Here is a 24,803-nt window from a genome sequence, read left to right as displayed (position 1 = left end):
CCCCCCGGGGGGGGGGGGGGGGCCGGCGGGCGGGGGGCCCCCCGCGCCCCGCCGGGGGGCCGCCGGGGGGGGGGGGCGGGGGGGGGGGGGGGGGGGGGGGCCCCGCCGCCCCCCCCGCCTCCCGTCATGTGGTCCCGCGTCCACGGCGGTGCATCCTTTCGGAGGAACCCCGCAGAGTGCGTCCCTCCGTCGGTCGTCCGGGGGCAGCGCCGTTCGTAGCGTCGTCGCCATGACGATCAGCACCGAAGACCGGCACACCACCGGCACACGCGCAGCCCGTCGGACGGGGATCGGCGGCGTCGTCGCACGGCACCCGCTCGCCGCGTTCGCCACCCTCGCCCTCGGCCTCAGCTGGCTGGCGTGGATCCCCTACGTCCTGTCGCCGCACGGCCTCGGCGTCTGGGACCTGCACTTCCCCGAGTTCCTCGGCACCGCGCAGTTCACCGGCGTCCTGCCGGGGGCGCTGCTCGGCCCGCTCGGCGGCGCCTTCCTCGTCACCGCGATCGCGGACGGCCGACCCGGTCTCCGCCGCTGGGTCGGTCGGCTCTGGCGCTGGCGGGTCGCCTGGTACTGGTACGCCCTCGCCCTCGTCGGTGTGCCCGCGCTCATCGTCGCCACCGGGTTGCCCTTCGCCGGCGGTCAGGTGCAGGCGCCGAGCGCCCTCGCGCTGCTCGCCCTCGTGCCTGGGCTCGTCGTGCAGCTGTTCTCCACCGGACTGTCCGAGGAACCCGGCTGGCGCGACTTCGCCCTGCCCCGACTGCAGGAGCGGTTCGGCCCGCTCGGTGCCGCGGCCGTCCTCGGTCCGCTGTGGGCGCTCTGGCACATGCCGCTCTACCTCAGCGACTGGGGCGGTTGGCCGGACGCGCACTGGACGGAGCCGCTCGTCTTCGCCCTCTTCACGATCACCTTCAACGTGGTCATGTCGTGGGTGTTCAACCGCACGGGCGAGAGCCTGCCGGTCGCCCTGCTGCTGCACGTCGGCGTCAACAACACCATCTCGACGCTCTGGGCCGACATGTACCCGGGGATGACGGCCGGGACGATGATGCACGGCCTCGCGATCGTGTCGACCGTCGCAGCGCTCGTCCTGCTCGTGGCGACACGGGGGCGGCTCGGGTCCCCCAGCGGCGGACGCGGCGGTCGCGGCGGGATCGCAACCGGCGCCGACACCGACACCGACGGCAGCACCGGGACCGGGACCGCCGCCGACAGCACGCCTCGACTCGTAGGATCGAACGATGGCACCCGCTGACGCGCCCGACCGACGCGACGCACGCGGCGTGCCCGTCCGACGAGGCCGCGGGACCGACCTGCTCGTCGCCGTCGGCACCGCCGTGGTCACGCTCGGGCTCCTGCTCGGCCTGCCGCCGCTCGACGCCCTCGACCCGGACACCGCGGGCACCTCGGGCACCGGCACCGGGTTCCCCGACGTCGGCGGGACGGCGTGGACCCTCCTCGCGATCACCCTGGTCGCCCAGTCGGCCGTGCTGCTCGGTGCCCGCCGGGCACCCCGCTCCGTGCTCCTGGTGGTCGGCGCCCTGCCGATCCTCCTCGCCCTCGTGGCACCGAGCACCGCGTACGGCCTCACCGCGCTGCCCGTCGTCGTGGCCGTCGTGCTCGCCACGCTCCGGATCCCGCTGCCCCGGCTCTGGACGGCGGTGACCGCATCCGCCGTCCTCGTGGCGATCGGGACCGGGGCCTCGTCGGCCGTCGGCTCCGGCGGGGTGCGCAGCGGCCTGACGTCCGGGCTCGGAGCCGCGGCCGGTCAGGGCGTGCTGCAGGCGGTCGGAGTGGTCGCCCTCCCCCTCGTCGTGACGCTCGTCGTCCGGTCCCGCCGCGAGCTCCGCGCAGCCCGCCGTGACGAGGCGGACGCCCGGAGTGCCGAGGCGGACGCCCGCAGCGCAGCGGCCGACGCCCGGAGCGCGGAAGCCGCCGCCGTCGCCCGGGAGCAGGACGCCCGCGTCGAGGCCGCCGTGTCGCGCGAGCGCGCCGCCATGGCCCGGGAACTCCACGACATCGCCGCCCACCACCTGTCCGGGATCGCCCTGATGTCGGCCGTCGTCGACCGCCAGATCGACACCGACCCGGACGGCGCGCACGAGGGCGTCCGGCAGGTGCGGGAGCAGAGCACGGCCGTCCTCGAGGACCTCCGGCGACTGGTCGGACTCCTCCGCGACGACTCCCCCGCCGAGACCGCGGTCGAGACCGTCGCCGGGATCGTCGACCTGGTCGAGCACGCCCGACTGCGGAGCGCCGTGACCCTCGCCGTCCTGCCGGGCGAGCACCCGCTGGCGGACGGCATCGGCCCGCTCACCCAGCTCGTCGCCTACCGCACCGTGCAGGAGGCGCTCGCCAACGTCGCCCTGCACGCCGCCGGTGCGCCGTGCACGGTCACCGTCGACGACCGCGACCCCGACCAGCTGATGGTCCGCGTCGAGAACGGGGTGCCCACCGGACCGTCCGCCGGCAGCTCGCCCGCGGGTGGGAACGGACTGCGCGGCATGCGCGAGCGGGCAGAACTGGTCGGGGCGCGCCTCCAGGTCGGTCCCACCGGTGACGGTGGCTGGACGGTCGAGCTGGTGACGGGCCGGGAGGCGCGGCCCGACGCCGACGCGTCGGCCGACGCTCCGGAGGTGGCCGGGTGATCCGGGTGCTCGTGGCGGACGACCAGCCGCTGGTGCGAGCCGGCGTCACCGCGCTGCTGTCCGCCGAACCGGACATCGAGGTCGTCGCGGTCGCCGCCGACGGCGGCGAGGCGCTCGCGCTCGCCCGGAGCACCCGGCCCGACGTCGCCTGCGTCGACATCCGGATGCCGGTGCGGAACGGCATCGAGGTCACGCGCGAACTCTGCGGCGCCGGGGCGGACCCGGCGGTGCCCGTCCTCGTGCTCACCACGTTCGACCTCGACGACCTCGTGTTCGGGGCGCTCGAGGCGGGTGCGTCCGGCTTCCTGCTGAAGGACGCCGAGCCGGACGTCATCGTCGGTGCCGTGCGGCAGGTCGCGGCGGGCAACGGCACCATCGACCAGGCGCTGACCCGACGGGTGCTGCGCGAGTTCGTCGCTCGGCGGAGCCTGCAGCCGGTGTCCGGTGACCGGGCGGACGAGGTCCTCACCGCTCGCGAGCGCGACGTCCTCCTGCTGCTCGCCCAGGGGATGTCGAACGAGGAGATCGCCGCCGCGCTCGTCGTCGAGGTGTCCACGGTGAAGTCGCACCTCGCCCGGATGCTGCCGAAGCTCGGGGTGCGGTCGCGCCTGCAGGCGGTTGTCTGGGCGTACCAGAACCGGATCGTGACGGTGCCGGACGGGCCGTGACGGGCTCGGTGCGTGGGCCTGCACGCGCGTTGCTCGTGGGCGGGCGTGTGCGCGGTTGCGGGCGCGGGCGCTCCGCGGTGGTGCTCAGGCGCGGCGGCGGTACCGGATGTGGGTCGTGAGCGGCGAGTGCAGGACCTCGACCGGCACGAAGTCGAACGTCTCGGCGCCGTCCTCGAAGATCCGCTCCCCGGAGCCGAGCAGCACCGGGGCGATGTCGAGTGTGAGTTCGTCGACGACGCCCGCGGCGAGCGCCTGGCGAACCGTCGCGGCACCGCCGGCGATGTCGACACCGGCGTCGCCGGCCGCCTCGACGGCTCGGGCGTAGGCGGCGTCGAAGCCGTCGGTGACGAAGTGGAAGGTCGTGCCGCCGTCGAGCGCGATCGGGTCGTGGGCCGCGTGCGAGAGGACGAAGACCGGGGCGTGGTACGGCGGTTCGTCACCCCACCAGCCCGTCCAGTCGTCCGGTCGCTCGTGGCGGGGCGGTCCGAACATGTTCTGGCCCATCACGTACGCGCCGCGGGGACGCATGAGCCACCCGGCGGCGGTGCGGTCCGCCTCGCCGACGTCGACGCCGGGCATGTGCCAGGTGTGCAGCTCGCCGCCCCGGCGTCCGAGTGGCTGGTCGAGACCCTGGTCCGGCCCGGCGACGAAGCCGTCGAGGGAGATCGACATGTGGCAGGTGGTGTCGGTCATCGGGTGCACTTCCGTTCGGGATTCCGGCTCGGGGCTCAGGCTCCGGCTCCGACGTGTTCGGCGAGCACGTCCCGCACCGTCGTCCAGCCCTCTGCACCGTACCGCTCGTCGTCGACGTGGTGCAGCGTGGCCTCGCCGCTGAACATGCTGACGAAGTACTGCATGCCCTGCCACGCCGGGAACGGTTCGTCGTCGCCGGCCTTCGACAGGCGTCGTCCGACCCGGGCCATCGCCGAGAGCGTCCCGGCGGTCCCCGCCCACTGCAGGCGGAAGGGCCTGCCGGTGAGCCGGGACATCGCGTCGGCGATGCTCCGCGAGGTCACCCGGTCCCCCGCGACCTCGACGAACCGCGGTGCGTCGGGGTCGAGTGCGACGAGCGCCGTGGTGCGGGCGACGTCGTCCTTCGTGGTGAAGTCGAGCACCTGGTCGGCCGAGGACCAGTAGAGCACCCGCTGCCGCTCGAACAGGATGAGCGGTGCCAGCCCGGTGAGCATGTCGGTGAACGCGCCGTTCAGCACCGAGGTGGCCCGGATTCGGGCGGCGTCGAGGTCGGCGGCGAACTCGCGGCGCAGCTCGAAGTTCCGGTTCGTCCCCGGGGTGATCGAGCGGTAGTCGGCTGCGTAGTCCGACGGGATGAACCGTTCGACACCGGCGTCCACCGCTGCCCGGAGCAGCGCACGCTGCGCGTCGACGATGACCGGGCGTGTGCCGCTCACCGCGGACACGACGACCTCGACCCCGGCGAGCGCCGACGTCAACGCGGCGTGGTCTCCGTAGTCGGCCCGGACCACCTCGACGTGGTCGTCGCCCTCGGCCGGTGGAGTTGCCGTGGATCCGGGCCGGGTCAGGACCCGGACGTGGGTGTCGTGCCGACGGAGTGCCCGGACGATGCGTCCGCCGAGGTCACCGGTGGCGCCGGCGACGAGGACGGTGGTGGTCACGCCTTCTCGACGTCGGAGAAGAGCCCGGTGAACGTCGCTCCGGTGGCGCCGAGCTGGCCGAAGAAGGCGCCCGCTTCCTCGCCGGCGACCGCTGCCGACGCGTCGTCGTAGGAGTCGAAGTACAGGTCGAGCGTCCGGTGGGCCGGGGTGGGCGTGCCGTCCTCCTTCGGCCAGACCTTGCCGGCTTCGAGACGGCGGAGCTCCGGCAGGGCGCCGGCTGCTTCCTCGAGCGCGGGGTACGCCTGCTCGAATGCCGCGGGGTCGGTCGGGTTGTCGATGATGAGGGTGATCTTGGTCGTCATGGGGCCAGTGTTCTCCCTGGTCGCTGTCGCCGTCCGAGGGAACGTCGTCGCCGCGCGTGGCTCGTCTCCCTCACACGCATCTCGTCGCCGGGCATGGAGGGCGACGGGCTTTCGAGATCCCGGAGACCTGACGGCCCGCGGGACGCATCCGTACGACGCACCCTCGTCGCGACGGATCGCGGACCACCCATCTGGGACAAGGCCTCTCGACAGCCGGTGCGAACAGACGCCGATGTATCCCGCGGAACAAGCGCGAACACTCTTCGATTGCAGGCGTCGAGAATGCTCGTAGCGTCGAAATGCCGCTGCGGATGTGGGAGTTTCGCGGTCGCGGTACCGGACGCTGCGCCGGTCGTGTCCATCGGGGAAGTGCCTGCACTCATCGCAGACGAGCCTCCGATCGAGGTGCTGCCCGTCTTCAGCGATGACGGCACCCTCACGAGCGTTGAAGTGACCCACTTTCTCGCGGAGCCGGACGTCGTCCCTGCGGCGACTCACCTGACCGCTTCTTGGCCGCGTTGATCGCCTGGGTCGTTCGGGCCAGCCGTGGCCGCTCGACGGAGCCGGGGGTAGCTCTCTGGTCCGGTAGTCCATTGGCTACCGGTCACCCGGCTCGTCGCGCCTCAGCGCATGCCTGGGAGACGTACGAGTCCTCGCATACCGAGCGACACACAGACGATGCCGGCCGAGGCTGCGACGGCCCCGAGAAGCACCGCTGGAAGCTGAGTTCGACCGGCGTACGAAAAAGGGTCGGCCGCGGTCCCGAATAGGAGAGCAACATCGAGCGAGACCACTCCGAGCACCAGCATCGTCACTGACCCGGATCGGCTCGGCTCTTCCTCCGACTCTGCCGGTCCTGATCTGGTCATGGGCCAACCGTAGGCCGGAGTGTCCTGCTCTACCCAAGTGAGTCGCGACCGCCTGGCTTGCTGCGACGTCCGGCAGTCGATCGGCTACAGGGACGCACGTTTGCTGCTCGCGTTTCTAGCCGGAGCCTTTCGAGCAGGTGGCTTCTGCCGCCGTCTGTCCCGTGATGGTCGAGGGGAGCGTAACGGATGTTTGTGATGTTCTCGGCGTGACGTTCATGGGACCGTCCGTTGGAGATGCGGGTGCGGACGGACTGGTTGATGACGGAGCAGAGGTGGTCTCTGAAGGCGCTGCGCCGCCCGAGGGTTGCTTCGTGGCACCTCCACCGAGGGCCGAGTCGTCGAGGTTCGTCTTCGCGTCGGTCCGCAACGCGGTGTTGAGTGCTTGAGCGGGCTGCTCGTCGACGATGAGGCGATTGACGTCTTCCGGATTGGGAAGGGTGGGGTACTGCACGAACAGCACCTTCGACAGGTCCATGCCTCTGAGAGTCAGGGCAAGGGAGACCATCGTGTCGGGGCTGGTGAGGTTGTCGCTGAGGATCATGTTCGACAGCGCTGCCTGGGCGAGCTTGTAGAGCGTCACCGGGTTGGACAGCGCCCCGCCGGGTGCGAGCACCTTCCGGGCCAGCGCGGAGAGGAACACCTGCTGGTTGCTGATGCGCCCGAGGTCGCCGCCGTCCCCGACGCCGTGTCGACTGCGGAGGAAGGCGGAAGCGGTCTGTCCCTCGATGGGATGGACGCCGGGTTCGAGGTCAAGGCCGACGTACGGATCATGGATCGGAGTTGCCACGCAGACCTCGACGCCGCCGACCGCGGTCGACATGGCTGCCACACCGTCGAACTTGAGGACGCCGGCGAACTGCGCCTCGACCCCCGTCAGCGATTTCACAGCTGCGACGACGCATCCCAAGCCGCCCTGGTTGCCGCCACGGGAGAGCGCTTCGTTGAACATCGCCCGCACCGCAGGTCGAGTCTGCCCGGTGTCCGTGTCCACGCAGGCCGGCAGCTCCACGACGGTGTCGCGCGGGATGCTGACGGCAGTCATCTGCTGATGGTCCGCGGAGATGTGGATCAGCATGGTCACGTCGTTGTTCAAGCTTCCCGGGTCACCTTCGGCAGCTTCGGTCTGGCCCTGACGGGTGTCACTGCCGACGACAACGAAGTCGACCGCACCGCGGATGGCGTCGGCACCAGTCTTACTGGGCCTACCGGCGGCACCGATCTGGACGGTCTGTACCGAAGAACCGAGGTTCCCGACCGCGATCGCCGCGATGCTCGTCGCACTCGTCACAGCGACGACGGCAGCGATGCTGAGCAGCTTCGCCGCTTGGAACCAACTCGACCGGCGAGTCAGTCGCCCGTGCCGAACACTCGCACCTCCGTCGGTTCGATGATTCATATCGATCCCCCTCGCCGCGAACGATAGCAACACGAGCAAAGGTCAAGGTCGACGATGTCGCCCCGTTGAGGTTGAACCGCAGCAGCAGAGAAGGGTCAACGTGTCTCGCTGAACGATCGACCACCGGACAGCGGCCAACTACGCCTCACTGCCTTCAAGTCGACCTGGTTGGGTGGAGTCCATGTGGATCCCCGGACTCATCGTCGGGCCAGCGATCGTTGCCGTAGCGGTCACCGCGTTCGTGCGTCCGGCGCCGATCGCGCAGTACTTCGACGATGCCCAGCGGAGCAGCCGCGGTCCGCAGGGTGCGATGACCCTGGGACTCGTCCGTGTGCTCGCGGTAGGGCTGGCAATGATCGGCGTCATCTGGACACTCCTATCCATCTTCGGTCACCCCAAGTGACCTGAAAGTCCCAGGCGCGACCAATGGAGTCCGGTGGGCGATCGGCCAGTGAGACGGCCAGCTGGTCGCTGGCAGTTATCGCAGCCGTCCTCGTCTGCGACCGCTGGGCGACCGTCTGCTGAGGCAGCGAGGCGCAAGATGAACGATCGACGAAGCTGCCCAGAGCCTCAGCGTTCGCTTCGCGGATCAGGGACTTCTCACACGCAGCCCCGGCGGCCTTTCGATTGGGTTGGCGGGTGGCGACGAGTCTTGAGTTCACCGTGGGAGACCGTGAACGGCACCAGGTCGTGTACGCGTGGGATCAATTCACCGGACGACTTCGAATCACTGTTGACGGCCGAGAAGTGGTCAGCACGATCCGGATGTTCTCAGTCAGGACATCGGCTGACTACGAGCTGACGGTGGGCGAAGCAGAGCGGCACGAGGTCCGGATCACCAAGGAGCGTCCAGTCGCGCTTGCAGCCTTTCGTCCGCAGACGATCACCGCGTACGTCGATGGCCGCGAAGTAGCGCGCACGGACGGCACGATGCGACGCGGCCAGACGATCGGCATCGGTGTCCTGATCGGCGTGCTCTTCGTAGGTGGCCTAGCCCTGCAGCTCATCACCCAAACCCGCTGAACCGCCCGCTGATCGATCGGTCATCGAGGCCCAAGTTCATCCGCCAGAGGCAGGCCGGTGTCGCCCACGTCCGACGAAGTATCGTCGTTGGGTGAAGTGGATCGTTGGACTCTCTGCGGTGCTTGTGCTGCCGTGCTTCGCGCTCGCCGCGATCGCAATCGCTTACTTCGCTTCTGCCCACGGGGACGCGGGGCGCGTCCTCGAGGGATGTCTTTTCGCGGCTGGTGCTGCGTTGTGCGCCGTCGTATTGGTCCTTGCGCACCGAGCAGGTCGCAACCTTCTGGCTGATGAGGCCATCGAGCGCCGAGCGCAGTGGGATGTCCAAGCCGGTGACATCGACCCCAGACCGAGGGCGGACGGCTCTCGTGACGACGGGCCCGCTACCCCGCCTCGGTGAAGGATCGGCTAGCGAGACCGGCGGGTGCTCGTGACTGCAGCCAGGAGCACTCTTCACCAGTGGCTGGTTGCCATGATGTTCATGCGACGCATTGGTGCCACTCTTGACACATGGGTGCATCCCGGTTTCTCCGCGAGGCTCTCCGAGATGTTCTCGGCCCCGCACTCCGAGCACACGGATATCGAGGAACGAGTCCGACGTGGCGGAAGTACAGTGCCGGCGGTGACGTCGCGGTGATCAACGTGCAGTCGTCAGCTTTCAACAGCGCCGACGAGGGTGCTTGTGTCGTCAACCTCGGTGTCGCACCAGTTCCGTGGATTGACCGGGAGGCCGCCGTGGGTCATGTCACTTCGGCCCCACGGCCTCGCCTGAAAGCAGACGAGTGCCTTTGGGTGCTTCGACTACATGCTCAGAGCTCTACTGACCCCGACGACGAGCGTTGGTGGAGCTACTGTGATGAAGCCTCCGCGGTGCGGGTAGCTGAGGCGATTGTGCGTGCGCTGCAGCAGGATTGGTTTTTCACCCTCGACTCTCTTCTGGACCACCACGAGATCTGTGGACGACTCTTCGTGGGGGATCCCGGCTTCGACCGGTTACAGGAGGAACCGGAAGAGATCGCGGCACTCTTGCGGCAACCCGGCCGCCCGCCCGAGCGCTCTCAATAGCCAATCGATCGCTGGAACCGGCCGCCGGGCCGGGTCGAGCTCATCGACGCTCCGGCGACGCGGCGCAGCCCTGCGGCCAACGTCCGGCCCCAGGGTCGAAGCCGAAGCAAGGACTCGGTCTTACATCGGCCCTTCGTGGAAAGCGAGGAGGTGCCCGTCGTCGGGACTGAGGTCAACGACGAACACCCAGGTTCGGTGGTCCGACAAGCCACGTTCGATCTTGCGCCGTCGCGCTCGGGTCGGCACGCGTGCCAGGACACCCTCCGGGAGGTCGGGCCCCGACCCGCTCTCGGCGGGGAGACCACCGCCGCTACACCACTCGATTCGCCAATCTGCCCCTGCCCTCAGCCTGCGCTCGACCTCGTCCCGAGTCAGCGCACCATCTGGCCATGAGTTCATGGCCGGATTGTGACACGGATCAGCCGTCCAATGGCCGATCCCGAGATGGCCGGATCCTCGCCTCGTTGGCTACAGCAAGAACGCAGTCGCTGCTTCGACCCCTTCAGTCGTCAGGCTCCAGCTCGGCCGCGCAAAGTCTTCCCGTCGCAGTCGCACCCCGACCTCGTCAACGACCTCATCAGCGCGGGTCTGAGCACGAGAGACACCGTTGACCTCGTACCCGAGCTTCCGCGACACCCGAAGAGATGCTTCGTTCCACGCTGCCGCGCTCGACTCCGCCCAGTCCGCTTGCAGGTGATCGAACGAGAACAGCAGCAGCGCCGCCCGCATCTCGGTCCCGAGCCCGTGTCCCTGATGCTCGAGGGCAAGCCATGATCCGCTCTCGACCGTCTTCCGCCCGGCGAAGCGGCGAGCGTGCAGCTCCTGCACCCCGACCGGCGTCCCGCGGTACAGCACTGTGAAGCTCACACTCCACGAGTCGCGGCTCAGTCCGGACCGGAGTTTCCAGTGGTACTGCGCGAAAGACCGCGCCAACGTGGTCGGCTCTTCGTCCGTCCACGGCACTCCGAACGGCATCCGGGCCGGATCATGCACACCCGACAAGGCCGCGTCGACGAGCCCAGGAAGATCCTCATCGCGCAGCGGCCGCAACTCCAGTCGAGGACTGATGAGGCGCAGACCGAACAAGGGCCAAACGTGATCGAGGTCCATCGCCCAACGATACGAGCGCGGCTGCGAACGTTACGGGCGGGCAGAGGCATCGGCCACCGATCGGCGGACGAGACAGCCGTACCGTGGAGCACGGTGTGCTTCGATACCCCGATGAAACTCCACGTCGAGGCGCATGGGCAGGGGGACCGCAGGGCGGTGCTGCTGCACGGGATGATGGGTTCTCACGAGAGCTGGTGGCGAGTGGCGCCCCTGCTGGTCGCGAACGGCTATCGCGTCCTAGGGGTGGATCTTCCTGGGCACGGACTGTCACCAAGCGACCGCACCCTGACGGTGGATCGGGCCGCTCGATCGATCGCGGAGTCCGTTGCAGACGAATTTGGCTCGACGCCTGACCTCGTAATGGGCCATTCGTACGGTGGGTTACTCCTCGCCGCGGCCGTGGACGCCGGGGTGCTGACCCCGGCACGCTCGGTCTACATCGATGCTCCCTTCACGTCGCGCGGCGGCTGGGACCGCGCCGAACTCACCACCGAGTACGAGCAGGACAAACGAGCGCGCACGTACGACGGGCTCCGAGCATCGCGGCCGTTCTACAGCGACCAGGACTGCGTTGTCGAGGCTCGTGCAGCGAAGCACTTCGATCCGGCCACGGCAGTGTCGCCGGCAACGGGCCCTGGGGTGTCCTTCGAGCCGGAGCCCGGATCGATCATCGTCCGAGCGAAGCCGAGCCTGTACGTCGATGACGTGACAGCGGCGCACCACGAGAGCCGGGGCGTGATCGTCCGGGACGTCCCCGGAGCAGCCCACTCCGTCTGGTACAGCCACTTCGACCAGTTCGTCAGCGCGCTGCCCGAGGTGTTCCAGTAAGACATCGACCATCGAGACGCGGTGACGGAGGTGCTGGACAAGGTGCCGAGGCATGGAGACACCGTTGACGGAACAGATGCGCCGTGCTGTCGTCCCCGCCGGCAGATTCAGACGGACCCCGCTTGAGCGGTCCGACCAACGGATCTCCTGGGACCGCACCGATGGAGCTTTCTTCGCGGCCGGCGCGTGCCACGTTCTCGCGTACCGCTGCGCGGCGACGCGACGGAGGGTCGCCATCGGCATCCAAGCTATGCGACGGGCTGACGACGGAGCTGTAGTCCACGTCGTCGCAGCGTGGGGTGAGTGGCTGTTCGACTTCAACGGCTGGAACCCCGCTTCGGACCTCCTCCTTGCGAACGAAGAGTTCGAGCAGACCAGGTTCAACCTGCATCCCATCGAGGCGGGCGTGGAGGACTTCTGCCTGCGGTGGAACCATCGACTGCCGAATCAGTATCACCACGACCCAACGGGCCGGGCAGATGCCTTTGTCCGACGCTTCACGCCCCTGTTCATGGCGGCAGCGACGTCTCGATAGTCAATCCGCTACTGAGTCTGATTGACGCGTCCTCGGCAAATGCGCAGCCACAGCGCAACACCCGCGGCGTCGAGCCCTACGAGAAGGACGATCGCTACGTGGCCACTCAGCCACAGCGCCGCATCATGCGGAAGCAATTGTGACGGCTCGAATGCCCCAGTCGCTTCCGAACGTTCCACCGCCCAGTCGTTGGCCGCTGAGTACAGGGCAAAGAAGCTCACGAACACCACGTTGAACAGCGCCGCAAGCACCCACATCGTCACGACCAGGGCACGCGGCAGGGCCGCGGGCGCTCTGACTTCGCTCATCCCGACACAGTACGAGCGCGCGGTGGAGTCTCGGTCGCAGAGCGCCTACACCGCGATGAACGTCCTCGAGGGTTCTCTGCGCTTGCCTTGACGGTGACCGGTACCGTCCACCCAAGGATGGCCCACCGAGACGTAGGAGCACCCGCAGAGAGTCTCATGCTCCGCGGCGCTGCCGATCTACTCGTGCTGGCATCAGGCGATGCGGATGCTCCTCGTGGCAGGGTGCCAGCGGAACAGCTCAACGAGACGCGACAAGCCTGGAGTGCGCGACACCACGAGGAAGATCGCGTAGCCGACGGCCCCGCCGACGGTGTTCCAGAGGAAGTCATTGACGTCCGCGACATGGCCGCCGCCGAAGAGTCCGTCCGTAACGATCTGCAGGAGTTCGATCGCAAGACTGACCGCCGCGGCGGTCAGGACCACCTTCGCCCAGGACGGTCGGCGCATCAGCAGCGGTATCAAGATGCCCAGCGGGGCGAACACGATCACGTTGGTGATCGCGTCCATGACCTCGTAGTCGTAGAACGGGATCAGGGCCAACTTCGGTGTCCACGGCTGCAGCTGCGGCGGCCGGTTGAGGTAGATCGGGAGCACGGTGTTCGCGAAGATCCCGGCAGCGTAGACAGCCAGTGCGCCCGCGACGGTTGCGCGAGGCCAGGTGAATCGTCCGCCGCGGAGCAGGAGCAGCAATTGGACGAGCAAAGCGATGGTGCCGACCACGAGGGCAACGGGCAAGGCGGGGACTTCGCCGAACGGATTGTCAGACACTTGAACGATCCTGCCCATCTCGCCTGGCCGACGCGTCCCTCTCGAGGTTGATCCGCGGGCAGGTCGCTGCGAACTGATGCCAGGTAGGGCGCAGTCCCCGCGCTGACCAAACGCGCGCCCGCGTCCGCTAGACAATCGGCTCTTGAGACGGGTCTTCGTCCTTGGTGCTGCGAACGCTCAACACGCCCTGATGTGGTCCGACGTGCAGGCTCCACTCCTCGCGGCATCCCTCTTTGCGCTCAAACCGCCGAGGACTCGCCCCTGTCATACAGGGGGTATGCGAGCACGCCCTGGCCGCGGAAACCGACAGCATGCCAGAACGCCACCGCATCGCGGTCCTCGGATGACGGGTCGACCACGAAGTGGGTCCTGCCGCTCGCCCGGACCCGCTCGAGCACGGCCTCGACCACCTGTCGACCGACACCCGCACCGCGCTCCGCCGGGAGCAGGATGAGGTCCATACCGGCGCCCGACTCATCGGCGTACAACTGCGTGAAGCCGACCACTCGGTCGTCGACTTCGATCAGGAAGCACTCGACGTCCGGGAGACGGGCGCCCAGGTACTTCTCTCGGAGCTGCGAGTCGGACCGGAACCCAGGACCACCCCATCCCTCGAACGCCGGATCGCGGAACAGGGCCTGCACCGCGGGGAAGTCGTCAGACGTGGTGGGCCGAAGGATCAGCGCTCGCTCGCTCCCTCGCATTGGCCGAGCCTCCCACCGCACGTCCCGCGGGTCAACAAGCAGCACGGGGTCTGTCTTTTGACCACTACGCCTCTTCCGATCAGCGCACTACGTTGACCGTCGCGGACGACGGTCGTGCGCGTGGTCCGGATCAGCCACGAATGCTCGTTCGTAGATGTCGTAGACCACCGCAGCCTTCGCGTCGTTGTAGCGGATGCGTTCGCCAGCGCGCACCGCCTCAGCCTTCGCGTCTGCGTACGCCTGACGATCTTCAGGGTGGGTCCGCAACCACTCCACGAACACGCGATGTCGTCGCGGCTCCACCGCATCCGGCGACCACACGTGCAGGTTGGTGTTGGGATCGCCGAGGGTGAGCTGACGGTGTGCGTCGCCGGCGATCGCGTCGCGGAAGATCAGACGAAACCCAACGGCTTCGAGCCGCGGGAGCCAGGCATCCTCCTCGAGCACGTCGGGCACGAGCAAGTCGCCGTCGATGACCGGCTTGGCGGTCATCCCGGGCACGGCCGTCGAGCCGACGTGTCGGAGCGTGCCATCAGCGCCGAGCGCACGGTCGACGAGATCGCGCACGCGCAGGTAGGAGTCGATCCACGACGGGTCGTACGCCTGCGGTGGACCGGGCTCGGTCTGTCGGAACGCGATGCGCTGCGATTGACGGGCTGCATTGCCGTTGTCGACGAACGGACGCCAGAGGGGGTGCGTCACCACAGTCCCATCATGGACCGCTCAACGCGTCTCGGCCGCCTGTCCCCGACGGTGCGGGACCGTTGGGTGCGAAGAAGGGGCTTCGAGTTCACGCACCCACGCCACCTCCCGCTCGAGCTGACCGGTCCTCGAGAAGAGACGCACTTGCTGCGTGTCGGACAGCACGGCGGCGAGTGCACTCCGGTCCGCCGGACCGAATCCGAGTTTCTGCCAGAAGGGCCCTGATCGGCGCGAGAAGAGCCACGCCCGCGATGCGCCCGAGCGGGATGCTTCTTCGAGGGCGAACCTCGCGAGGGCCGTGCCGGCGCCAGCGGTGCGCCGTGTGCTCGAGACCGCGACGCTCCGGATCAGAACGTCCGCGCCGTCAGTGCTGGTTTCGTATCCGCAGCTGCCGACGATCTTGCCATCGTGGTCGCGCTCGACCCAGACTCGGACGGCGGGTGAGTCGAGACCAGCGATGGTGAGATCAGCTTCGCTGAGGAACGCACAGAGCTCCTGGACGTCGTCGCTCGTCACCGGTTGGTAGGTCATGACTCATGCTCTCGCAACACGCCGCCCTGACCGGGACCGGCTGTCAAGACGGCTTCCATGGCGGCTGACCGGCGTCCAGGACGAGGCGGACTGCACGTCTCGCTTCGTCAGGTACGAGACGTTCCTCGTCGAGTGACGTCGCTGCGACCCATCTCGGCTCGTACGTGTTGCGCTCCGACGTCCGGGCGAGCTCCGGCCCGCCGAGCGACACTTCCGAAGAGGCGACTCGCACCGCGAAGTACGCGGCAGGCACGGCGCGGTCCACAGGGACGTCGAGCAGCTCGCCCACGTCGCCGCTGAGCCCGGTCTCTTCGAGCAGTTCACGACGGCAGGCCTCGCGCAAGGTCTCGCCCGCTTCCACGCCGCCTCCGGGAAGCACGCAGTAGCTCCGGCCGTCCTGGAACCGCCTGATGACGAGGACCTGCCCATCGAGCAGGACGACCGCCGCGGATCGGATGCGCATGCTGCCAGTCCACCATGCGCCGGCTCGAACCAACAGAACCCGCGACGACTGATGACCCAGCGCGACGCTTCGTCCTCCTCTGGGTGGCGCCTGTGCGCGGGACGTGGGCGAGCCACCAGGATGGACCGGACCACGCGAGCGCGTCGGTCGGAGAGGACACCGTGTCGGACGACATCAGCAATGCCGGACTGCAGGCCATGATCGAGCGAGCCGGACGGATCACCGCCGACGAGGCAGAGACGCTCGACGTCGCGTGGAAGGCCGACGAAGGCATCCTGCTGCCGGAACCGAGTGCATCCCTCGCGATCCAGGGAGGCGCTGACGGGCGGATGGTCACGAACGCCGACCTCGTGGCTGCATGGCAGCACGCGCTCGAGGCCGCAGGAGCAGCGGGCCGCGTCGAGGAGATCGAGGCCGCGCAGCAGGCCGGACGCGCGGTGCGACACTCGGATGCGCGCCTCCGCGACCGGGCGGGCGCCGAGGAGGCAGTCCGATCCGCGGTGCTCGCCACCGGGGTCCGTGACCTCGTCTCGGACGACGAGTACGCGACCTTGACGGCCGCCTGGCGGAAGGTGCTCGGGAACGTCTGACCCGTAGCCGGTCGGAGCCCCGACCTCCCGGCGTCGAACCGTCAGGGGCGGGCGACGCCGCTGAAGTCCGGTGAGCCGTCCGGCGCCGCTGGCAGCGGCGTCCCGTCGACGTAGCGCGGCCAGGCGAGCGCGCGGGCCCCGTCCGGTCGACGTTCGTAGAGCAGACCGTCGCTGCCCGCGACCGTCACGGCCGTGACCTCAGTGGTCGACGTGCCGTCCGCGGTGGTCGACCGGGTCACCTCGGCTCGAGACTCCCCGTGGCCGGCGGACGGCTCGGACGCCGCCGCGGGACCGGCTGGACCGGGGACGCCCGACCACGCGTCGTCGATCGGGACGGCCGTACCCCGCCTGTCGGGGACGGACACCGTGCGGACGGTCTCCGCCGCGACCTCGGGCTCCGACGATCCGGTCGGCGCAGGCTGGGGCCACGTGGCTGCAGTCGGCGCGGAGGAATCACCCGGCCATGCGAGGGCGGGATCGCGCGGTCGGAACAGTGCGTTGCTCAGCGGCACGACCACCGTTCCGAGCAGATCGAGGATCACCACGACCCACACCAGTCGCCAGTACCCGCTGGCGAGGTCGAGGTCGGGAGCCAGGAGCGGCACCGACAGCAGCAGGGCGAGCAGCGCGATCACCCCGACGGTCGTCTTCGCGACGAGCTGCAGCAGCGGGGTCGGGTAGCGCCGGTGGATGACGAGGAGCAGGTGGACGTGCAGCAGCGCGAAGCGTGCGACGAACACGATGCCGACCCACTGCATGAACTGTTCGCCGACGATCCAGATCCCGTCACCGCCGGAGGGGTCGGCCGGGACGATCCAGACCTTGGCGAGGCCGGTGGCGAGCAGGTACAGGGAGACGATGATGCTCGCGAACGCGAACCTCCCGGACCGTCTCGACGACACGTCGGCGTCGTACCAGGACAGGAGCGCGAAGACGACGACCACGACGACGGTCAGCAGGAGTTGCACGGCGACCCGACCGAAGTCCCCGAGGAGCACCGCGACGATGCCGACCAGTCCAGCGGCGACGACGGCACCGATGATCGTCTTGAAGACCAGGGGGCGGACCTTCGCCCACCGTGGGTCGATCGTGCCCGTCAGGACATCCGTGCTCGCCATGCGCGCCCTCCCTCACATCGGTGTCCCCGAACACTAGCGGCGCTCGACCGTCCGCACAGCGGCATGAACGGGCGCCGCTCGGTCTGCGCAAGGCCGGGGCTTTCCAAATCTGTCCGTTCGCCACCTCGCCCGACTGGGAACGATGGCGCGGCGTCGCTTCGACCATCGGCTATCGAGACGTTGTGTAGAGCAGGTCGGCAGCGTCGCGGGGAGTGAAACCCTGCACGTAGTCCCGTTCGTTCGGCAGCCAGATGTCGCGCCAGAGAGCTTCATGATTGCGGCCGAGCCTCCGGTCGCGGGCGATACCGCGGCGGGCGGCCGTCCGGAGGTCGACATCGCACCAGATGGTCACGTCGAGGGCAGGCAGAACTCTTGGGTGGAAAAGACCGATGAGGTCGACAATGAGGGTCTTCGCGTGCGGAAGAGGTTCCGCAGGACCGAGGGCTCGCTGAGCCCAGTCATACCGCTGGAAGTGGCCGGTGCGTCTCTCGCGAAAGGGTTCCAGCACCGTCGAGACCAGGCGGTCACGCTCCACTCCGTCCCAGTCTGAGGAACGACGGTGCGATCGAGCGGGATCCAGGAAATCGTCGCCACGCAGCCGCACGGCATCGGGGAGTGCCGCGACCAACCCGCGGGCGAGCGTCGATTTGCCCGAGCCGCAGAAACCGGAGATACCGACGACGATCGGATGTTCCACGACCCCCTCCCTCTCGACGATTTGTTCGAAGACGTCGCCCTGGTTCATCTGCCGAGGCTACAAGGAGCCCTCGCTCTGAAGTCGTCTCGGTGCGCGATGGCCGGTCGGACGGAGCACGCCTCGGACTGTTCGTCGAGGGATCGCCGACGGGTGCCGCTGCGGCAGAGTAGGTGCATGGTCAGCGGAGCGCCCAACACGATCCACTTCCATCGCAAGCACTACGAAGCGGTCATGTCCGGCGAGAAGATCACCACCGTTCGGTGGAACGAGGACGTACCGGTGGGAGCAGCCGTGTTCATCTTCGACGACCACCCGACGGCAAGACCAGTCCCCGGCGTCGTGATCGCCGTTCGCCGGTACCGGCTCGACGCCCTCACTGCCGAACAAGCCCACCAGCCTCCGGAGACCGACATGGAGCGCTTCGCACAGCAGCTCCGCGAGAACTACTACCCGGACATGCCGTCCGATGCCGTCGTCGAGGTCGCCCAGCTCGCTGTCGAGACGTCTCAGTAACCGACGACCTGCACGGCCGCAACGTACCGCGTGGAGGCGTTCGGCTGCCGAACTGCTCCCGAAGATCAACCAGAGCGGGATCACCAGTCGAGGCCGTCCACGCCTGCTGGCGACCGATCGCTGACAGGTCCGCTGGCGCACGGGTCGGCGACCCCGCCGTCGATGACCTCCGACATCGCCCGCAGCGAAGTGACGCCTACGGACCGGCCCGGCTCGAACGGACAGCCACCCTCGCCGTGCTGCGGGCAGGGCGCACCCGTACCGGGAAGATGCGCCTTGGGCGGGCTCGCGTGGGGCATACAGCCACTCAGCGAGCAGTCGTTCCAGGTCTTGTCGGCGGACACCTGTCCGGGCTGGAGGTCGTCGTGACCGTCGTTGCGCGAGCGCTCACCGTTCGGGCGAGCGGTAGTGGCTCGCCGAGCATCTGACTCCAGCACTTTCGGCGACCGATCCGCTCGCGCGACGACTGAGCGCGTAGCGTCCGCTTGGTGAGTGCTCTCTGGATCGGCCTGGCGGCCGTGGTCTGCCTTGCTTGGGGCAGTGTCCTGGTCATCTTCCCCGAACCGATCGAACGGTTCTCCCGGAAGGTGCAAGGCGAGTTCTGGGGAGGTCAGTTCACCCCGGAGTTGACGAGGTTCATCGGGTGCGGCTTCGTGGTCGGCGGTGTGGTGGTGGCAGTGACGCTGCTCGTGCACATCCTTCGTGATTGAAGGAGCGCCTCCTCTGAGAAGCGCCCACCGAGCCAGGTCGGGTGTCCGAGCAGTCAGCTGTCGAGTGCGATGACCCACGGGATCAGCAGGAGGCCCGCGACGAGCAGCACGCCGATCCCGGACCAGAACCACGGAGCACTGGTCCCACGCTCCGCCCTCGCCCGGCCGATCCCGTCTCGGCGGATCGCGATGACTGCAGCACGCCCCATCAACCCGAGCCCCGCCAGCATGATGATCATGAAGCCCCACCACGTCCACCACGAGAACTCCACGAAACGAGTATGCCGGGTGAGAGGCGGACCTGATCGCGACGCGAGCAACGGGGTTCTCCTCGACGACCGCGATCGCGGATCATCGCAGATGCACGAGACCGGCGCGGGTGGGGACGAAGCCGCAGGCCCCCTCGTAGAACGGCACCATGTCCTCTCCGTAGTCGACGAACAACCACTCGCAGCCCGAAGCGCGGACCGCTTCCACCGCGGAGCGGACGACCGCGGTCCCGAGGCCCTGGCGCTGACGGGACGGATGCGTCTTCGTGTCGATGAGGAACGCGTGGTCCGCGCCGTCCCACGCGACGTTGACGAACCCGACCAGAACCCCGTGCGGGTCCCGGCCCGCGACCCAGCCGAGCGAGTGCGGGCGGACCCGATCCCACCAACCGGGTTCGGGCGCGCCTCCGTGTGCCGCGGTGAGGTCCACGATCTCGTCGTCGCCGATGTGCGAGCGCCAGGTCAGGGTCACGTCGTCGTGGTGCATCGTCCCGAGCTTCCACGACGGAGTCGTCTGCGCCACTGCGTCATCACGGACCGGCGTGCGGACGACCGCTGCCAGATCGGACGTGCGAGGATCGGGCCGTGGGGGAAACGAAGGTGTTGCCAGCGGACGCGCCGGAAGTCGCGGAACTCGAAGCGCAGGGGTGGCGCGTCACCGCCCGGTCGTTCGGCGCGCAGCTCGACGTCGACCGGATCGACCGGCAGCGGCTGCAGTCACTCGTGGACCGCACCGCTGGCACCGGGACGACGCGGGCGCTCGGCCCGGACGACGTCGACGCGGTCCTGCGGCTCGACGCCCAGACGGCCCACGACTACCCCGGCGGCGTCGCGACCCAGCACACCCCGCTCGACCACAGGACAGCGACCCCGACGACGTCGAGGCCGGCGTTCGGAACGGTCACGCCGGACGGTGAACTCGTCGCGATGACCTTCGTCGACACGGACGGGCCCCACGCTGAGACCGACTTCACGGTCGTCCACCCCGGGCTGCGCGGCGACGGGCTCGGACAGGCGGTCAAGGCTGCGTCGGTGCTCGCGTTGGCGGACGCGGGCACGACCCGGTTCCGCACCGGCGGATCGGCGGAGAACACCGCGATCGCGGCGGCGAACGCCGCCCTCGGCTACGTCCGCGACGAGGAGTGGGTGACGCTCGAGCCGCGCCCGCGGTGAGGACGTGCGCACCGCCGGACGGGAGGCGCGGGTCGGGCCCGCACCGCGCCTCCCGTCCGTCAGACCAGCCGCTGGGTGATGCTGCCGCCTGGCCCGTCCAGTACGACGTCGGCGAGCGCGCCGTTCACCAGCGGCAGCTGCGGCGGCTGGTGGCCGGTGTCGAAGTCGAGCACCACCGGGATGCCGAGGTCACCGAGTGCTCGCCGCACGGCCTCGTCCTGGTCCAGCCGGGGCACCGCTGCGCCTTCGGTACGGCCGATGAGGAGGCCGTTCGCGTCGTCGAACCATCCGGCGAGCCGCAGCGCTGTGAGCATCCGGAGCGCACTGACGGCGTTCGACTCCGCGACCTCGAGGTACACGATCGTGCCCTCGGGCGCGAACTGCCGCGCGAAGCCGGGCACGTCGCCGTACGGGGTGCCGGCGAGCAGCGACACCGTCTCGAGGCACCCGCCGATGAGGCGTCCGCGGATCGCGACCTCGGACGCGCCGTCGAGGGCACGCCACCTGGTCGGGGTGTCGTAGGCGCCGTCGCGGTCGAGGGCCTCGTCGGCCCAGGCTCCCCACGGGCGGCTCCGGCGACGCGGGGCACTGCGTTGCTCGATCGTCCCGCCCGGCGGGAGCGCTGCCACGTCGGTCCAGCGCGCGAACTCGGCGGGGAGCTCGTAGGGCTCGTCCATCAGGTTCGCACCGTGCAGCGTCGCGAGGCCGGTCATCGTGGTCATGGGCAGGAGCAGCGTGGAGATGTCCGACCAGCCGACGAACCAGGCACGCGAGGCGGCGAGGGTGTGCCAGTCGATCGACGCGACGAGCTCGACGGCGAGTTCCCCGCCCCAGGGCGGGAGGACCGCGTCGGCGGTCCGGAACGCGTCGTGCAGGTCGGCCACACGCTCGGCAGCAGCGGCGGGGACGAGCCCCGGGGTGGTGGCGTGCGGCCGCACGTGCACGGTGAGTCCCCGTGCCGTCAGCGCGTCCACGCCGTCCTGCAGCCGGCCGTGCAGGTGCTCGGAGACGCCCATCGAGGGGGCCGGCACCTCGACGCGCCCGCCGGCGACCAGGGGCCTCGGGTAGGTGATGCCCGCCATGCTCAGGCGGCGTCCAGGCGACCGGCGCCGACCGGCAGCGGACCGGACCGGTAGACGAGCGAGACGTCGGCCGCGGTCACGGTCCTGGTGGCCGTCCCGAACCGCCACACGCGGTTGTACAGGTAGACCCCGATCCGCGTGCCGCCCTCGTCCGGGACAGCCCACGTCCCGGTCCCCCACTGCGCGGGGTGGCCGACGCCGTCGATGGTCACGGTCGGTCGGGCGAACCAGGTGAGCATCGGGCGGGTGATCCGGAGTTCCACGCGGCGCTTGGTCGTGCCGGACGGCTGTGTCGTTTCCACCGTCGCAGGATACGGTGCCGCCGGATCAGCGCCCGCCGCGCATGTGCGCCGCGATCGCCGCGCGGTCCGCGGGGTCGAGCGGCGCCACCGGGTACCGGCTCATGTCCTCGTGGAACTCGTACCCGTCCCCGGAGGCGCGCGGGATGACGTGCAGGTGCGCGTGCGGCACGCCCTGGTCGGCCGCGGCGCCGTTCGACATCACGAGGTTCGTCCCCTCGACGGCCGTGCCGAGCACCTGGCGCAGTGCGCGATCGGCGCGCTGGGCGACGAGGGCCAGCTCGACGACCTCATCGTCGTCGAGCGCGGCGAGGTCCGGCGCGTGCCGGATCGGCAGCACGAGCACGTGGCCAGGGTTGATCGGGTGGCTGTCGAGGACGGCGACGACGAGGTCGCCCCGCACGACGACGTCGAACGAGTCCGCGGCGAGGTGGGCACAGAAGTCGCACGAGTGATCGGCCGTCATCCGCCGAGCGTAGCGATCGACCGAATGTAGGTTGACAGCGTGACGACGATCGACCTCAACAGCGACCTCGGCGAGGGCTTCGGCGCCTGGACGATGGGCGACGACCGGGCGATGCTCGACGTGGTGTCGTCGGCGAACGTCGCCTGCGGGTTCCACGCCGGCGACCCCGCGATCATGCTCGACACCTGCCGCCTGGCCGCCGAGCGGGGTGTCGCGGTGGGGGCCCATGTGGCGTACCGGGACCTCGTCGGCTTCGGCCGGCGCGCGGTCGACGTCACGCCGGAGGCGCTGTACGCCGACGTCGTCCACCAGCTCGGCGCCCTGCTCGCGACGGCGCGCGTGGCCGGCACGACGGTCACGTACGTGAAGCCGCACGGCGCCCTCTACAACACCGCCTGCGCCGACCCGGTGCAGGCCGACGTCGTCGTCCGGGCGACGCGCGACGTCGACCCGACCCTCGCGGTCCTGGCCCTGCCGGACTCCGAGCTCCTCCGCGCGGCGACCGCGCACGGGCTCCGCGCGATTTCCGAGGTCTTCGCCGACCGGGCGTACGAACCCGACGGGTCCCTCGTGGCGCGCAGCCGCCCGGGTGCGGTCCTGCACGACCCGGCGACGGTCGCCGAGCGGGTGCTCCGGATGATCACCGACGGGACCGTCGTCGCCGTGGACGGCTCGGTCGTGCCGGTCCGGGCGGACTCGGTGTGCGTGCACGGCGACTCCCCCGACGCCGTCGCGATGGCCAGGGCCATCCGCTCGATCCTGGACCGCCACGGGGTCGCGACCACCCCGTTCGCCCCGACACCGTGAGCGCGCCGGTCGCGCACGCCGGACCGATCCCGGAGGTGCGCCGCGCGGGCACCCGTGCGGTGCTCGTCACCTTCGACACGCTCGCCGAGGTCACCGCGTTCCGCGCCGGAATCGAGGCCGCGCCCGTGCCGGGCGTGACCGAGCTCGTCTCGGGCGCGCGCACGCTGCTCGTCCGCTTCGACCCGGAACGCACCGATCCCACGCGGCTCGCACCGCGCCTCCAGGCCGTCGAACCCGTCCTGCCCACCCGAGCCGACCTCGGCGCGGTGACCACGATCCCCGTCACCTACGACGGCGAGGACCTCGACACCGTCGCCACCATGGTCCGCACCACGCGGGACGGGCTCGTCGCCTGGCACACCGGCCAGGTCTGGACGAGCGCGTTCTGCGGCTTCGCCCCCGGCTTCAGCTACCTGACCGGGACGGCACCGTCACTCGACCTGCCGCGGCGCACCACCGCCCGGACCGCGGTGCCCGCCGGCAGCGTCGCGCTCGCCGGGGAGTTCAGCGCCGTCTACCCGCGTGCCTCCCCGGGCGGCTGGCAGCTCATCGGCCGCACCGACGTCCCGATGTGGTCACTGGATCGCGAGCCACCCGCGCTCGCACCGGCCGGCACGCGGATCCGGTTCGTCGAGGTCTCCCGCGCATGAGCGGCCTCACCGTCCTGCAGGTCGGACCCGGGACGTCGACGCAGGACCTCGGCCGCCCCGGGTTCAGCGACGCGGGACTCGGGGCGTCCGGCGTCGCCGACCGCGGTGCAGCCGCACTCGCCAACCGGCTGGTCGGCAACCGTCCCGAGGCGGCGGTCCTGGAGGCGCTGCTCGGCTCCGTCACGCTCCGCTCGGACGCGCACGTGGTCGCGGCGCTGACCGGCGCACCCTGCCCGGTGACGGTCGAGCGGGCGGACGGTCGGGTGCGCGGCGCCGCCTGCTTCGAGATCGTCGCCCTCGCACCCGGCGACGTGCTCCGGGTGGGGGCCGCCACGTCCGGGCTGCGCACGTACCTCGCGGTCCGCGGAGGCCTCGCCGTCGATCCCGTGCTCGGCAGCCGCTCGTGGGACTCGCTCGCACACCTCGGTCCCCCGCCGGTCACGACCGGGGACGTCCTGCCGATCGGGGATGCCGCCAGCGCCTGGCCGCTCGTCGACGCCGTCGCACCGCCGCGCTGGCCCGCTCCGGGCGAGGCGGTCGTCCTCGACGTCACCGCTGGTCCCCGGGACGACTGGTTCACCCCGGCGTGGCGTGCGGTCCTCGTCGACCAGCTCCACCAGGTCACCCCGGACAGCGACCGGGTCGGCGTGCGGACCACCGCTGCCCGACCGCTCGTGCGCCGTGTCCCCGGCGAGCTGCCGAGCGAGGGCGTCGAGACCGGATCGCTCCAGGTCCCGCCGGCGGGCCACCCCGTCCTGTTCCTCGCCGACCACCCCGTCACGGGCGGCTACCCCGTCGTCGCGGTGCTCACCCCCGCGTCGGTGGACCGCGCCGCCCAGCTCCGGCCGGGCGACGCGATCCGGTTCCGCGTCCTCGACTGA

33 protein-coding genes are annotated in these 24,803 nt (G+C 69.9%); 15 read left to right on the top strand and 18 right to left on the bottom strand.

Features of this window, described 5'->3' with window-relative positions:
* Positions 1-229: 229 nt before the first annotated feature.
* The 3 genes from ACNQOV_RS06155 to ACNQOV_RS06145 are packed head-to-tail and all read left to right on the top strand — an operon-like array spanning position 230 to position 3,313.
* Entirely contained in the window at positions 230-1,252 is a 1,023-nt protein-coding gene (locus tag ACNQOV_RS06155) for a type II CAAX prenyl endopeptidase Rce1 family protein (protein WP_416393801.1), read from the top strand.
* Positions 1,239-2,645, top strand: a complete 1,407-nt coding sequence (locus ACNQOV_RS06150) for a sensor histidine kinase (protein ID WP_416393800.1) — start codon at positions 1,239-1,241, stop codon at positions 2,643-2,645. The genes ACNQOV_RS06155 and ACNQOV_RS06150 overlap by 14 nt, the downstream gene beginning before the upstream one ends.
* Positions 2,642-3,313, top strand: coding sequence for a response regulator (locus tag ACNQOV_RS06145; protein ID WP_416393799.1), 672 nt, complete (start codon positions 2,642-2,644; stop codon positions 3,311-3,313). Before ACNQOV_RS06150 ends, ACNQOV_RS06145 begins: the two co-directional genes overlap by 4 nt.
* 84 nt (positions 3,314-3,397) lie before the next feature.
* On the opposite strand, the gene ACNQOV_RS06140 is transcribed toward ACNQOV_RS06145, so the two are convergent.
* The 4 genes from ACNQOV_RS06140 to ACNQOV_RS06125 all read right to left on the bottom strand — a co-directional run bounded on the left by ACNQOV_RS06140 (position 3,398) and on the right by ACNQOV_RS06125 (position 7,406).
* Entirely contained in the window at positions 3,398-4,006 is a 609-nt protein-coding gene (locus tag ACNQOV_RS06140; protein WP_416393797.1) for a dihydrofolate reductase family protein, read from the bottom strand.
* Positions 4,007-4,041: 35 nt separating this feature from the next.
* Positions 4,042-4,947, bottom strand: a complete 906-nt coding sequence (locus tag ACNQOV_RS06135; protein WP_416393796.1) for an NmrA family NAD(P)-binding protein — start codon at positions 4,945-4,947, stop codon at positions 4,042-4,044.
* On the bottom strand, positions 4,944-5,249 hold the full coding sequence (locus ACNQOV_RS06130) for a hypothetical protein (RefSeq protein ID WP_022907871.1): 306 nt from the start codon (positions 5,247-5,249) through the stop codon (positions 4,944-4,946). Before ACNQOV_RS06130 ends, ACNQOV_RS06135 begins: the two co-directional genes overlap by 4 nt.
* Before the next feature lie 984 nt (positions 5,250-6,233).
* Positions 6,234-7,406: an LCP family protein gene (locus ACNQOV_RS06125; protein ID WP_416393795.1), complete on the bottom strand. Its 1,173-nt coding sequence runs from the start codon at positions 7,404-7,406 to the stop codon at positions 6,234-6,236.
* A 289-nt stretch (positions 7,407-7,695) separates the two neighbouring features.
* Between ACNQOV_RS06125 and ACNQOV_RS06120 the strand changes: the two genes are divergently transcribed.
* The 3 genes from ACNQOV_RS06120 (at position 7,696) to ACNQOV_RS06110 (ending at position 9,599) form a co-directional block, all read left to right on the top strand.
* Positions 7,696-7,917 (top strand): hypothetical protein, encoded by a 222-nt coding sequence (locus tag ACNQOV_RS06120; RefSeq protein ID WP_416393794.1) that lies wholly within the window; start codon positions 7,696-7,698, stop codon positions 7,915-7,917.
* Positions 7,918-8,153: 236 nt separating this feature from the next.
* A complete protein-coding gene (locus ACNQOV_RS06115; protein WP_416393793.1) occupies positions 8,154-8,537 on the top strand; it encodes a hypothetical protein in 384 nt (127 codons plus the stop codon).
* A gap of 507 nt (positions 8,538-9,044) precedes the next feature.
* On the top strand, positions 9,045-9,599 hold the full coding sequence (locus ACNQOV_RS06110) for a DUF4304 domain-containing protein (RefSeq protein ID WP_416393792.1): 555 nt from the start codon (positions 9,045-9,047) through the stop codon (positions 9,597-9,599).
* Between the two features lie 468 nt (positions 9,600-10,067).
* On the opposite strand, the gene ACNQOV_RS06105 is transcribed toward ACNQOV_RS06110, so the two are convergent.
* Complete coding sequence (locus ACNQOV_RS06105; RefSeq protein WP_416393791.1) at positions 10,068-10,709, bottom strand: GNAT family N-acetyltransferase; 642 nt, start codon at positions 10,707-10,709, stop codon at positions 10,068-10,070.
* Positions 10,710-10,820: 111 nt separating this feature from the next.
* Between ACNQOV_RS06105 and ACNQOV_RS06100 the strand changes: the two genes are divergently transcribed.
* Both ACNQOV_RS06100 and ACNQOV_RS06095 read left to right on the top strand, forming a co-directional pair.
* Positions 10,821-11,537: an alpha/beta fold hydrolase gene (locus tag ACNQOV_RS06100; RefSeq protein ID WP_416393789.1), complete on the top strand. Its 717-nt coding sequence runs from the start codon at positions 10,821-10,823 to the stop codon at positions 11,535-11,537.
* A gap of 52 nt (positions 11,538-11,589) precedes the next feature.
* Positions 11,590-12,072 carry a hypothetical protein gene (locus ACNQOV_RS06095; RefSeq protein ID WP_416393788.1) on the top strand — a complete coding sequence of 161 codons (483 nt, stop codon included), beginning with the start codon at positions 11,590-11,592 and terminating at the stop codon, positions 12,070-12,072.
* Between the two features lie 8 nt (positions 12,073-12,080).
* Here the strand turns inward: ACNQOV_RS06095 and ACNQOV_RS06090 are convergent, their stop codons facing one another.
* From ACNQOV_RS06090 to ACNQOV_RS06065, 6 genes are all read right to left on the bottom strand, one after another.
* Positions 12,081-12,380, bottom strand: coding sequence for a hypothetical protein (locus ACNQOV_RS06090; RefSeq protein WP_416393787.1), 300 nt, complete (start codon positions 12,378-12,380; stop codon positions 12,081-12,083).
* A 192-nt stretch (positions 12,381-12,572) separates the two neighbouring features.
* Complete coding sequence (locus tag ACNQOV_RS06085; RefSeq protein WP_416393786.1) at positions 12,573-13,148, bottom strand: VanZ family protein; 576 nt, start codon at positions 13,146-13,148, stop codon at positions 12,573-12,575.
* Positions 13,149-13,387: 239 nt separating this feature from the next.
* Entirely contained in the window at positions 13,388-13,897 is a 510-nt protein-coding gene (locus tag ACNQOV_RS06080; RefSeq protein WP_416393785.1) for a GNAT family N-acetyltransferase, read from the bottom strand.
* 42 nt (positions 13,898-13,939) lie between these two features.
* A complete protein-coding gene (locus ACNQOV_RS06075) occupies positions 13,940-14,554 on the bottom strand; it encodes a GrpB family protein (protein ID WP_416393784.1) in 615 nt (204 codons plus the stop codon).
* A 21-nt stretch (positions 14,555-14,575) separates the two neighbouring features.
* A complete protein-coding gene (locus ACNQOV_RS06070; RefSeq protein WP_416393783.1) occupies positions 14,576-15,085 on the bottom strand; it encodes a GNAT family N-acetyltransferase in 510 nt (169 codons plus the stop codon).
* Between the two features lie 43 nt (positions 15,086-15,128).
* Positions 15,129-15,548, bottom strand: a complete 420-nt coding sequence (locus ACNQOV_RS06065) for an NUDIX domain-containing protein (RefSeq protein WP_022907863.1) — start codon at positions 15,546-15,548, stop codon at positions 15,129-15,131.
* A gap of 161 nt (positions 15,549-15,709) precedes the next feature.
* Here ACNQOV_RS06065 and ACNQOV_RS06060 point away from each other — a divergent pair, with 161 nt between their 5' ends.
* Entirely contained in the window at positions 15,710-16,138 is a 429-nt protein-coding gene (locus tag ACNQOV_RS06060; RefSeq protein ID WP_416393782.1) for a hypothetical protein, read from the top strand.
* Between the two features lie 41 nt (positions 16,139-16,179).
* On the opposite strand, the gene ACNQOV_RS06055 is transcribed toward ACNQOV_RS06060, so the two are convergent.
* Both ACNQOV_RS06055 and ACNQOV_RS06050 read right to left on the bottom strand, forming a co-directional pair.
* Positions 16,180-17,256 (bottom strand): hypothetical protein, encoded by a 1,077-nt coding sequence (locus ACNQOV_RS06055; RefSeq protein WP_416393781.1) that lies wholly within the window; start codon positions 17,254-17,256, stop codon positions 16,180-16,182.
* A 169-nt stretch (positions 17,257-17,425) separates the two neighbouring features.
* Positions 17,426-18,001, bottom strand: coding sequence for a uridine kinase family protein (locus tag ACNQOV_RS06050; RefSeq protein ID WP_416393780.1), 576 nt, complete (start codon positions 17,999-18,001; stop codon positions 17,426-17,428).
* Between the two features lie 126 nt (positions 18,002-18,127).
* Here ACNQOV_RS06050 and ACNQOV_RS06045 point away from each other — a divergent pair, with 126 nt between their 5' ends.
* Both ACNQOV_RS06045 and ACNQOV_RS06040 read left to right on the top strand, forming a co-directional pair.
* A complete protein-coding gene (locus tag ACNQOV_RS06045; protein WP_416393779.1) occupies positions 18,128-18,466 on the top strand; it encodes an ASCH domain-containing protein in 339 nt (112 codons plus the stop codon).
* Between the two features lie 488 nt (positions 18,467-18,954).
* Positions 18,955-19,176, top strand: coding sequence for a hypothetical protein (locus ACNQOV_RS06040; protein WP_416393778.1), 222 nt, complete (start codon positions 18,955-18,957; stop codon positions 19,174-19,176).
* 53 nt (positions 19,177-19,229) lie between these two features.
* Here the strand turns inward: ACNQOV_RS06040 and ACNQOV_RS06035 are convergent, their stop codons facing one another.
* Both ACNQOV_RS06035 and ACNQOV_RS06030 read right to left on the bottom strand, forming a co-directional pair.
* A complete protein-coding gene (locus ACNQOV_RS06035) occupies positions 19,230-19,448 on the bottom strand; it encodes a hypothetical protein (protein ID WP_416393777.1) in 219 nt (72 codons plus the stop codon).
* 79 nt (positions 19,449-19,527) lie between these two features.
* Positions 19,528-19,968, bottom strand: coding sequence for a GNAT family N-acetyltransferase (locus ACNQOV_RS06030; protein ID WP_416393776.1), 441 nt, complete (start codon positions 19,966-19,968; stop codon positions 19,528-19,530).
* Between the two features lie 62 nt (positions 19,969-20,030).
* Here ACNQOV_RS06030 and ACNQOV_RS06025 point away from each other — a divergent pair, with 62 nt between their 5' ends.
* A complete protein-coding gene (locus tag ACNQOV_RS06025) occupies positions 20,031-20,618 on the top strand; it encodes an acetyltransferase (RefSeq protein ID WP_416393775.1) in 588 nt (195 codons plus the stop codon).
* A 59-nt stretch (positions 20,619-20,677) separates the two neighbouring features.
* Here the strand turns inward: ACNQOV_RS06025 and ACNQOV_RS06020 are convergent, their stop codons facing one another.
* From ACNQOV_RS06020 to ACNQOV_RS06010, 3 genes are read right to left on the bottom strand one after another with little or no spacing between them, the layout of a single operon-like run.
* Positions 20,678-21,700: a S66 family peptidase gene (locus ACNQOV_RS06020; RefSeq protein WP_416393774.1), complete on the bottom strand. Its 1,023-nt coding sequence runs from the start codon at positions 21,698-21,700 to the stop codon at positions 20,678-20,680.
* Between the two features lie 2 nt (positions 21,701-21,702).
* Positions 21,703-22,002 carry a hypothetical protein gene (locus tag ACNQOV_RS06015; protein ID WP_416393773.1) on the bottom strand — a complete coding sequence of 100 codons (300 nt, stop codon included), beginning with the start codon at positions 22,000-22,002 and terminating at the stop codon, positions 21,703-21,705.
* Positions 22,003-22,027: 25 nt separating this feature from the next.
* Positions 22,028-22,465, bottom strand: a complete 438-nt coding sequence (locus ACNQOV_RS06010) for an HIT family protein (RefSeq protein WP_416393772.1) — start codon at positions 22,463-22,465, stop codon at positions 22,028-22,030.
* 39 nt (positions 22,466-22,504) lie between these two features.
* Here ACNQOV_RS06010 and ACNQOV_RS06005 point away from each other — a divergent pair, with 39 nt between their 5' ends.
* From ACNQOV_RS06005 to ACNQOV_RS05995, 3 genes are read left to right on the top strand one after another with little or no spacing between them, the layout of a single operon-like run.
* Positions 22,505-23,272: a LamB/YcsF family protein gene (locus ACNQOV_RS06005; RefSeq protein WP_416393770.1), complete on the top strand. Its 768-nt coding sequence runs from the start codon at positions 22,505-22,507 to the stop codon at positions 23,270-23,272.
* A complete protein-coding gene (locus ACNQOV_RS06000; RefSeq protein WP_416393769.1) occupies positions 23,269-23,922 on the top strand; it encodes a 5-oxoprolinase subunit B family protein in 654 nt (217 codons plus the stop codon). The genes ACNQOV_RS06005 and ACNQOV_RS06000 overlap by 4 nt, the downstream gene beginning before the upstream one ends.
* A complete protein-coding gene (locus tag ACNQOV_RS05995) occupies positions 23,919-24,803 on the top strand; it encodes a biotin-dependent carboxyltransferase family protein (RefSeq protein WP_402263487.1) in 885 nt (294 codons plus the stop codon). The genes ACNQOV_RS06000 and ACNQOV_RS05995 overlap by 4 nt, the downstream gene beginning before the upstream one ends.

It is taken from the genome of Curtobacterium sp. LFS084, assembly GCF_047977705.1.
Lineage (GTDB): Bacteria > Actinomycetota > Actinomycetes > Actinomycetales > Microbacteriaceae > Curtobacterium.
Note: the sequence above shows the minus strand (reverse complement) of the source record. Positions and strands in the feature narration are given on the sequence as shown.

Coding starts and splice junctions, on each gene's coding strand:
- ACNQOV_RS06155 (WP_416393801.1), top strand. CDS start 230: ATGACGATCAGCACCGAAGACCGGCACACCACCGGCACACGCGCAGCC.
- ACNQOV_RS06150 (WP_416393800.1), top strand. CDS start 1,239: ATGGCACCCGCTGACGCGCCCGACCGACGCGACGCACGCGGCGTGCCC.
- ACNQOV_RS06140 (WP_416393797.1), bottom strand. CDS start 4,006: ATGACCGACACCACCTGCCACATGTCGATCTCCCTCGACGGCTTCGTC.
- ACNQOV_RS06130 (WP_022907871.1), bottom strand. CDS start 5,249: ATGACGACCAAGATCACCCTCATCATCGACAACCCGACCGACCCCGCG.
- ACNQOV_RS06120 (WP_416393794.1), top strand. CDS start 7,696: ATGTGGATCCCCGGACTCATCGTCGGGCCAGCGATCGTTGCCGTAGCG.
- ACNQOV_RS06110 (WP_416393792.1), top strand. CDS start 9,045: ATGGGTGCATCCCGGTTTCTCCGCGAGGCTCTCCGAGATGTTCTCGGC.
- ACNQOV_RS06105 (WP_416393791.1), bottom strand. CDS start 10,709: ATGGACCTCGATCACGTTTGGCCCTTGTTCGGTCTGCGCCTCATCAGT.
- ACNQOV_RS06100 (WP_416393789.1), top strand. CDS start 10,821: ATGAAACTCCACGTCGAGGCGCATGGGCAGGGGGACCGCAGGGCGGTG.
- ACNQOV_RS06095 (WP_416393788.1), top strand. CDS start 11,590: ATGGAGACACCGTTGACGGAACAGATGCGCCGTGCTGTCGTCCCCGCC.
- ACNQOV_RS06090 (WP_416393787.1), bottom strand. CDS start 12,380: ATGAGCGAAGTCAGAGCGCCCGCGGCCCTGCCGCGTGCCCTGGTCGTG.
- ACNQOV_RS06070 (WP_416393783.1), bottom strand. CDS start 15,085: ATGACCTACCAACCGGTGACGAGCGACGACGTCCAGGAGCTCTGTGCG.
- ACNQOV_RS06065 (WP_022907863.1), bottom strand. CDS start 15,548: ATGCGCATCCGATCCGCGGCGGTCGTCCTGCTCGATGGGCAGGTCCTC.
- ACNQOV_RS06055 (WP_416393781.1), bottom strand. CDS start 17,256: ATGGCGAGCACGGATGTCCTGACGGGCACGATCGACCCACGGTGGGCG.
- ACNQOV_RS06050 (WP_416393780.1), bottom strand. CDS start 18,001: ATGAACCAGGGCGACGTCTTCGAACAAATCGTCGAGAGGGAGGGGGTC.
- ACNQOV_RS06045 (WP_416393779.1), top strand. CDS start 18,128: ATGGTCAGCGGAGCGCCCAACACGATCCACTTCCATCGCAAGCACTAC.
- ACNQOV_RS06020 (WP_416393774.1), bottom strand. CDS start 21,700: ATGGCGGGCATCACCTACCCGAGGCCCCTGGTCGCCGGCGGGCGCGTC.
- ACNQOV_RS06010 (WP_416393772.1), bottom strand. CDS start 22,465: ATGACGGCCGATCACTCGTGCGACTTCTGTGCCCACCTCGCCGCGGAC.
- ACNQOV_RS05995 (WP_402263487.1), top strand. CDS start 23,919: ATGAGCGGCCTCACCGTCCTGCAGGTCGGACCCGGGACGTCGACGCAG.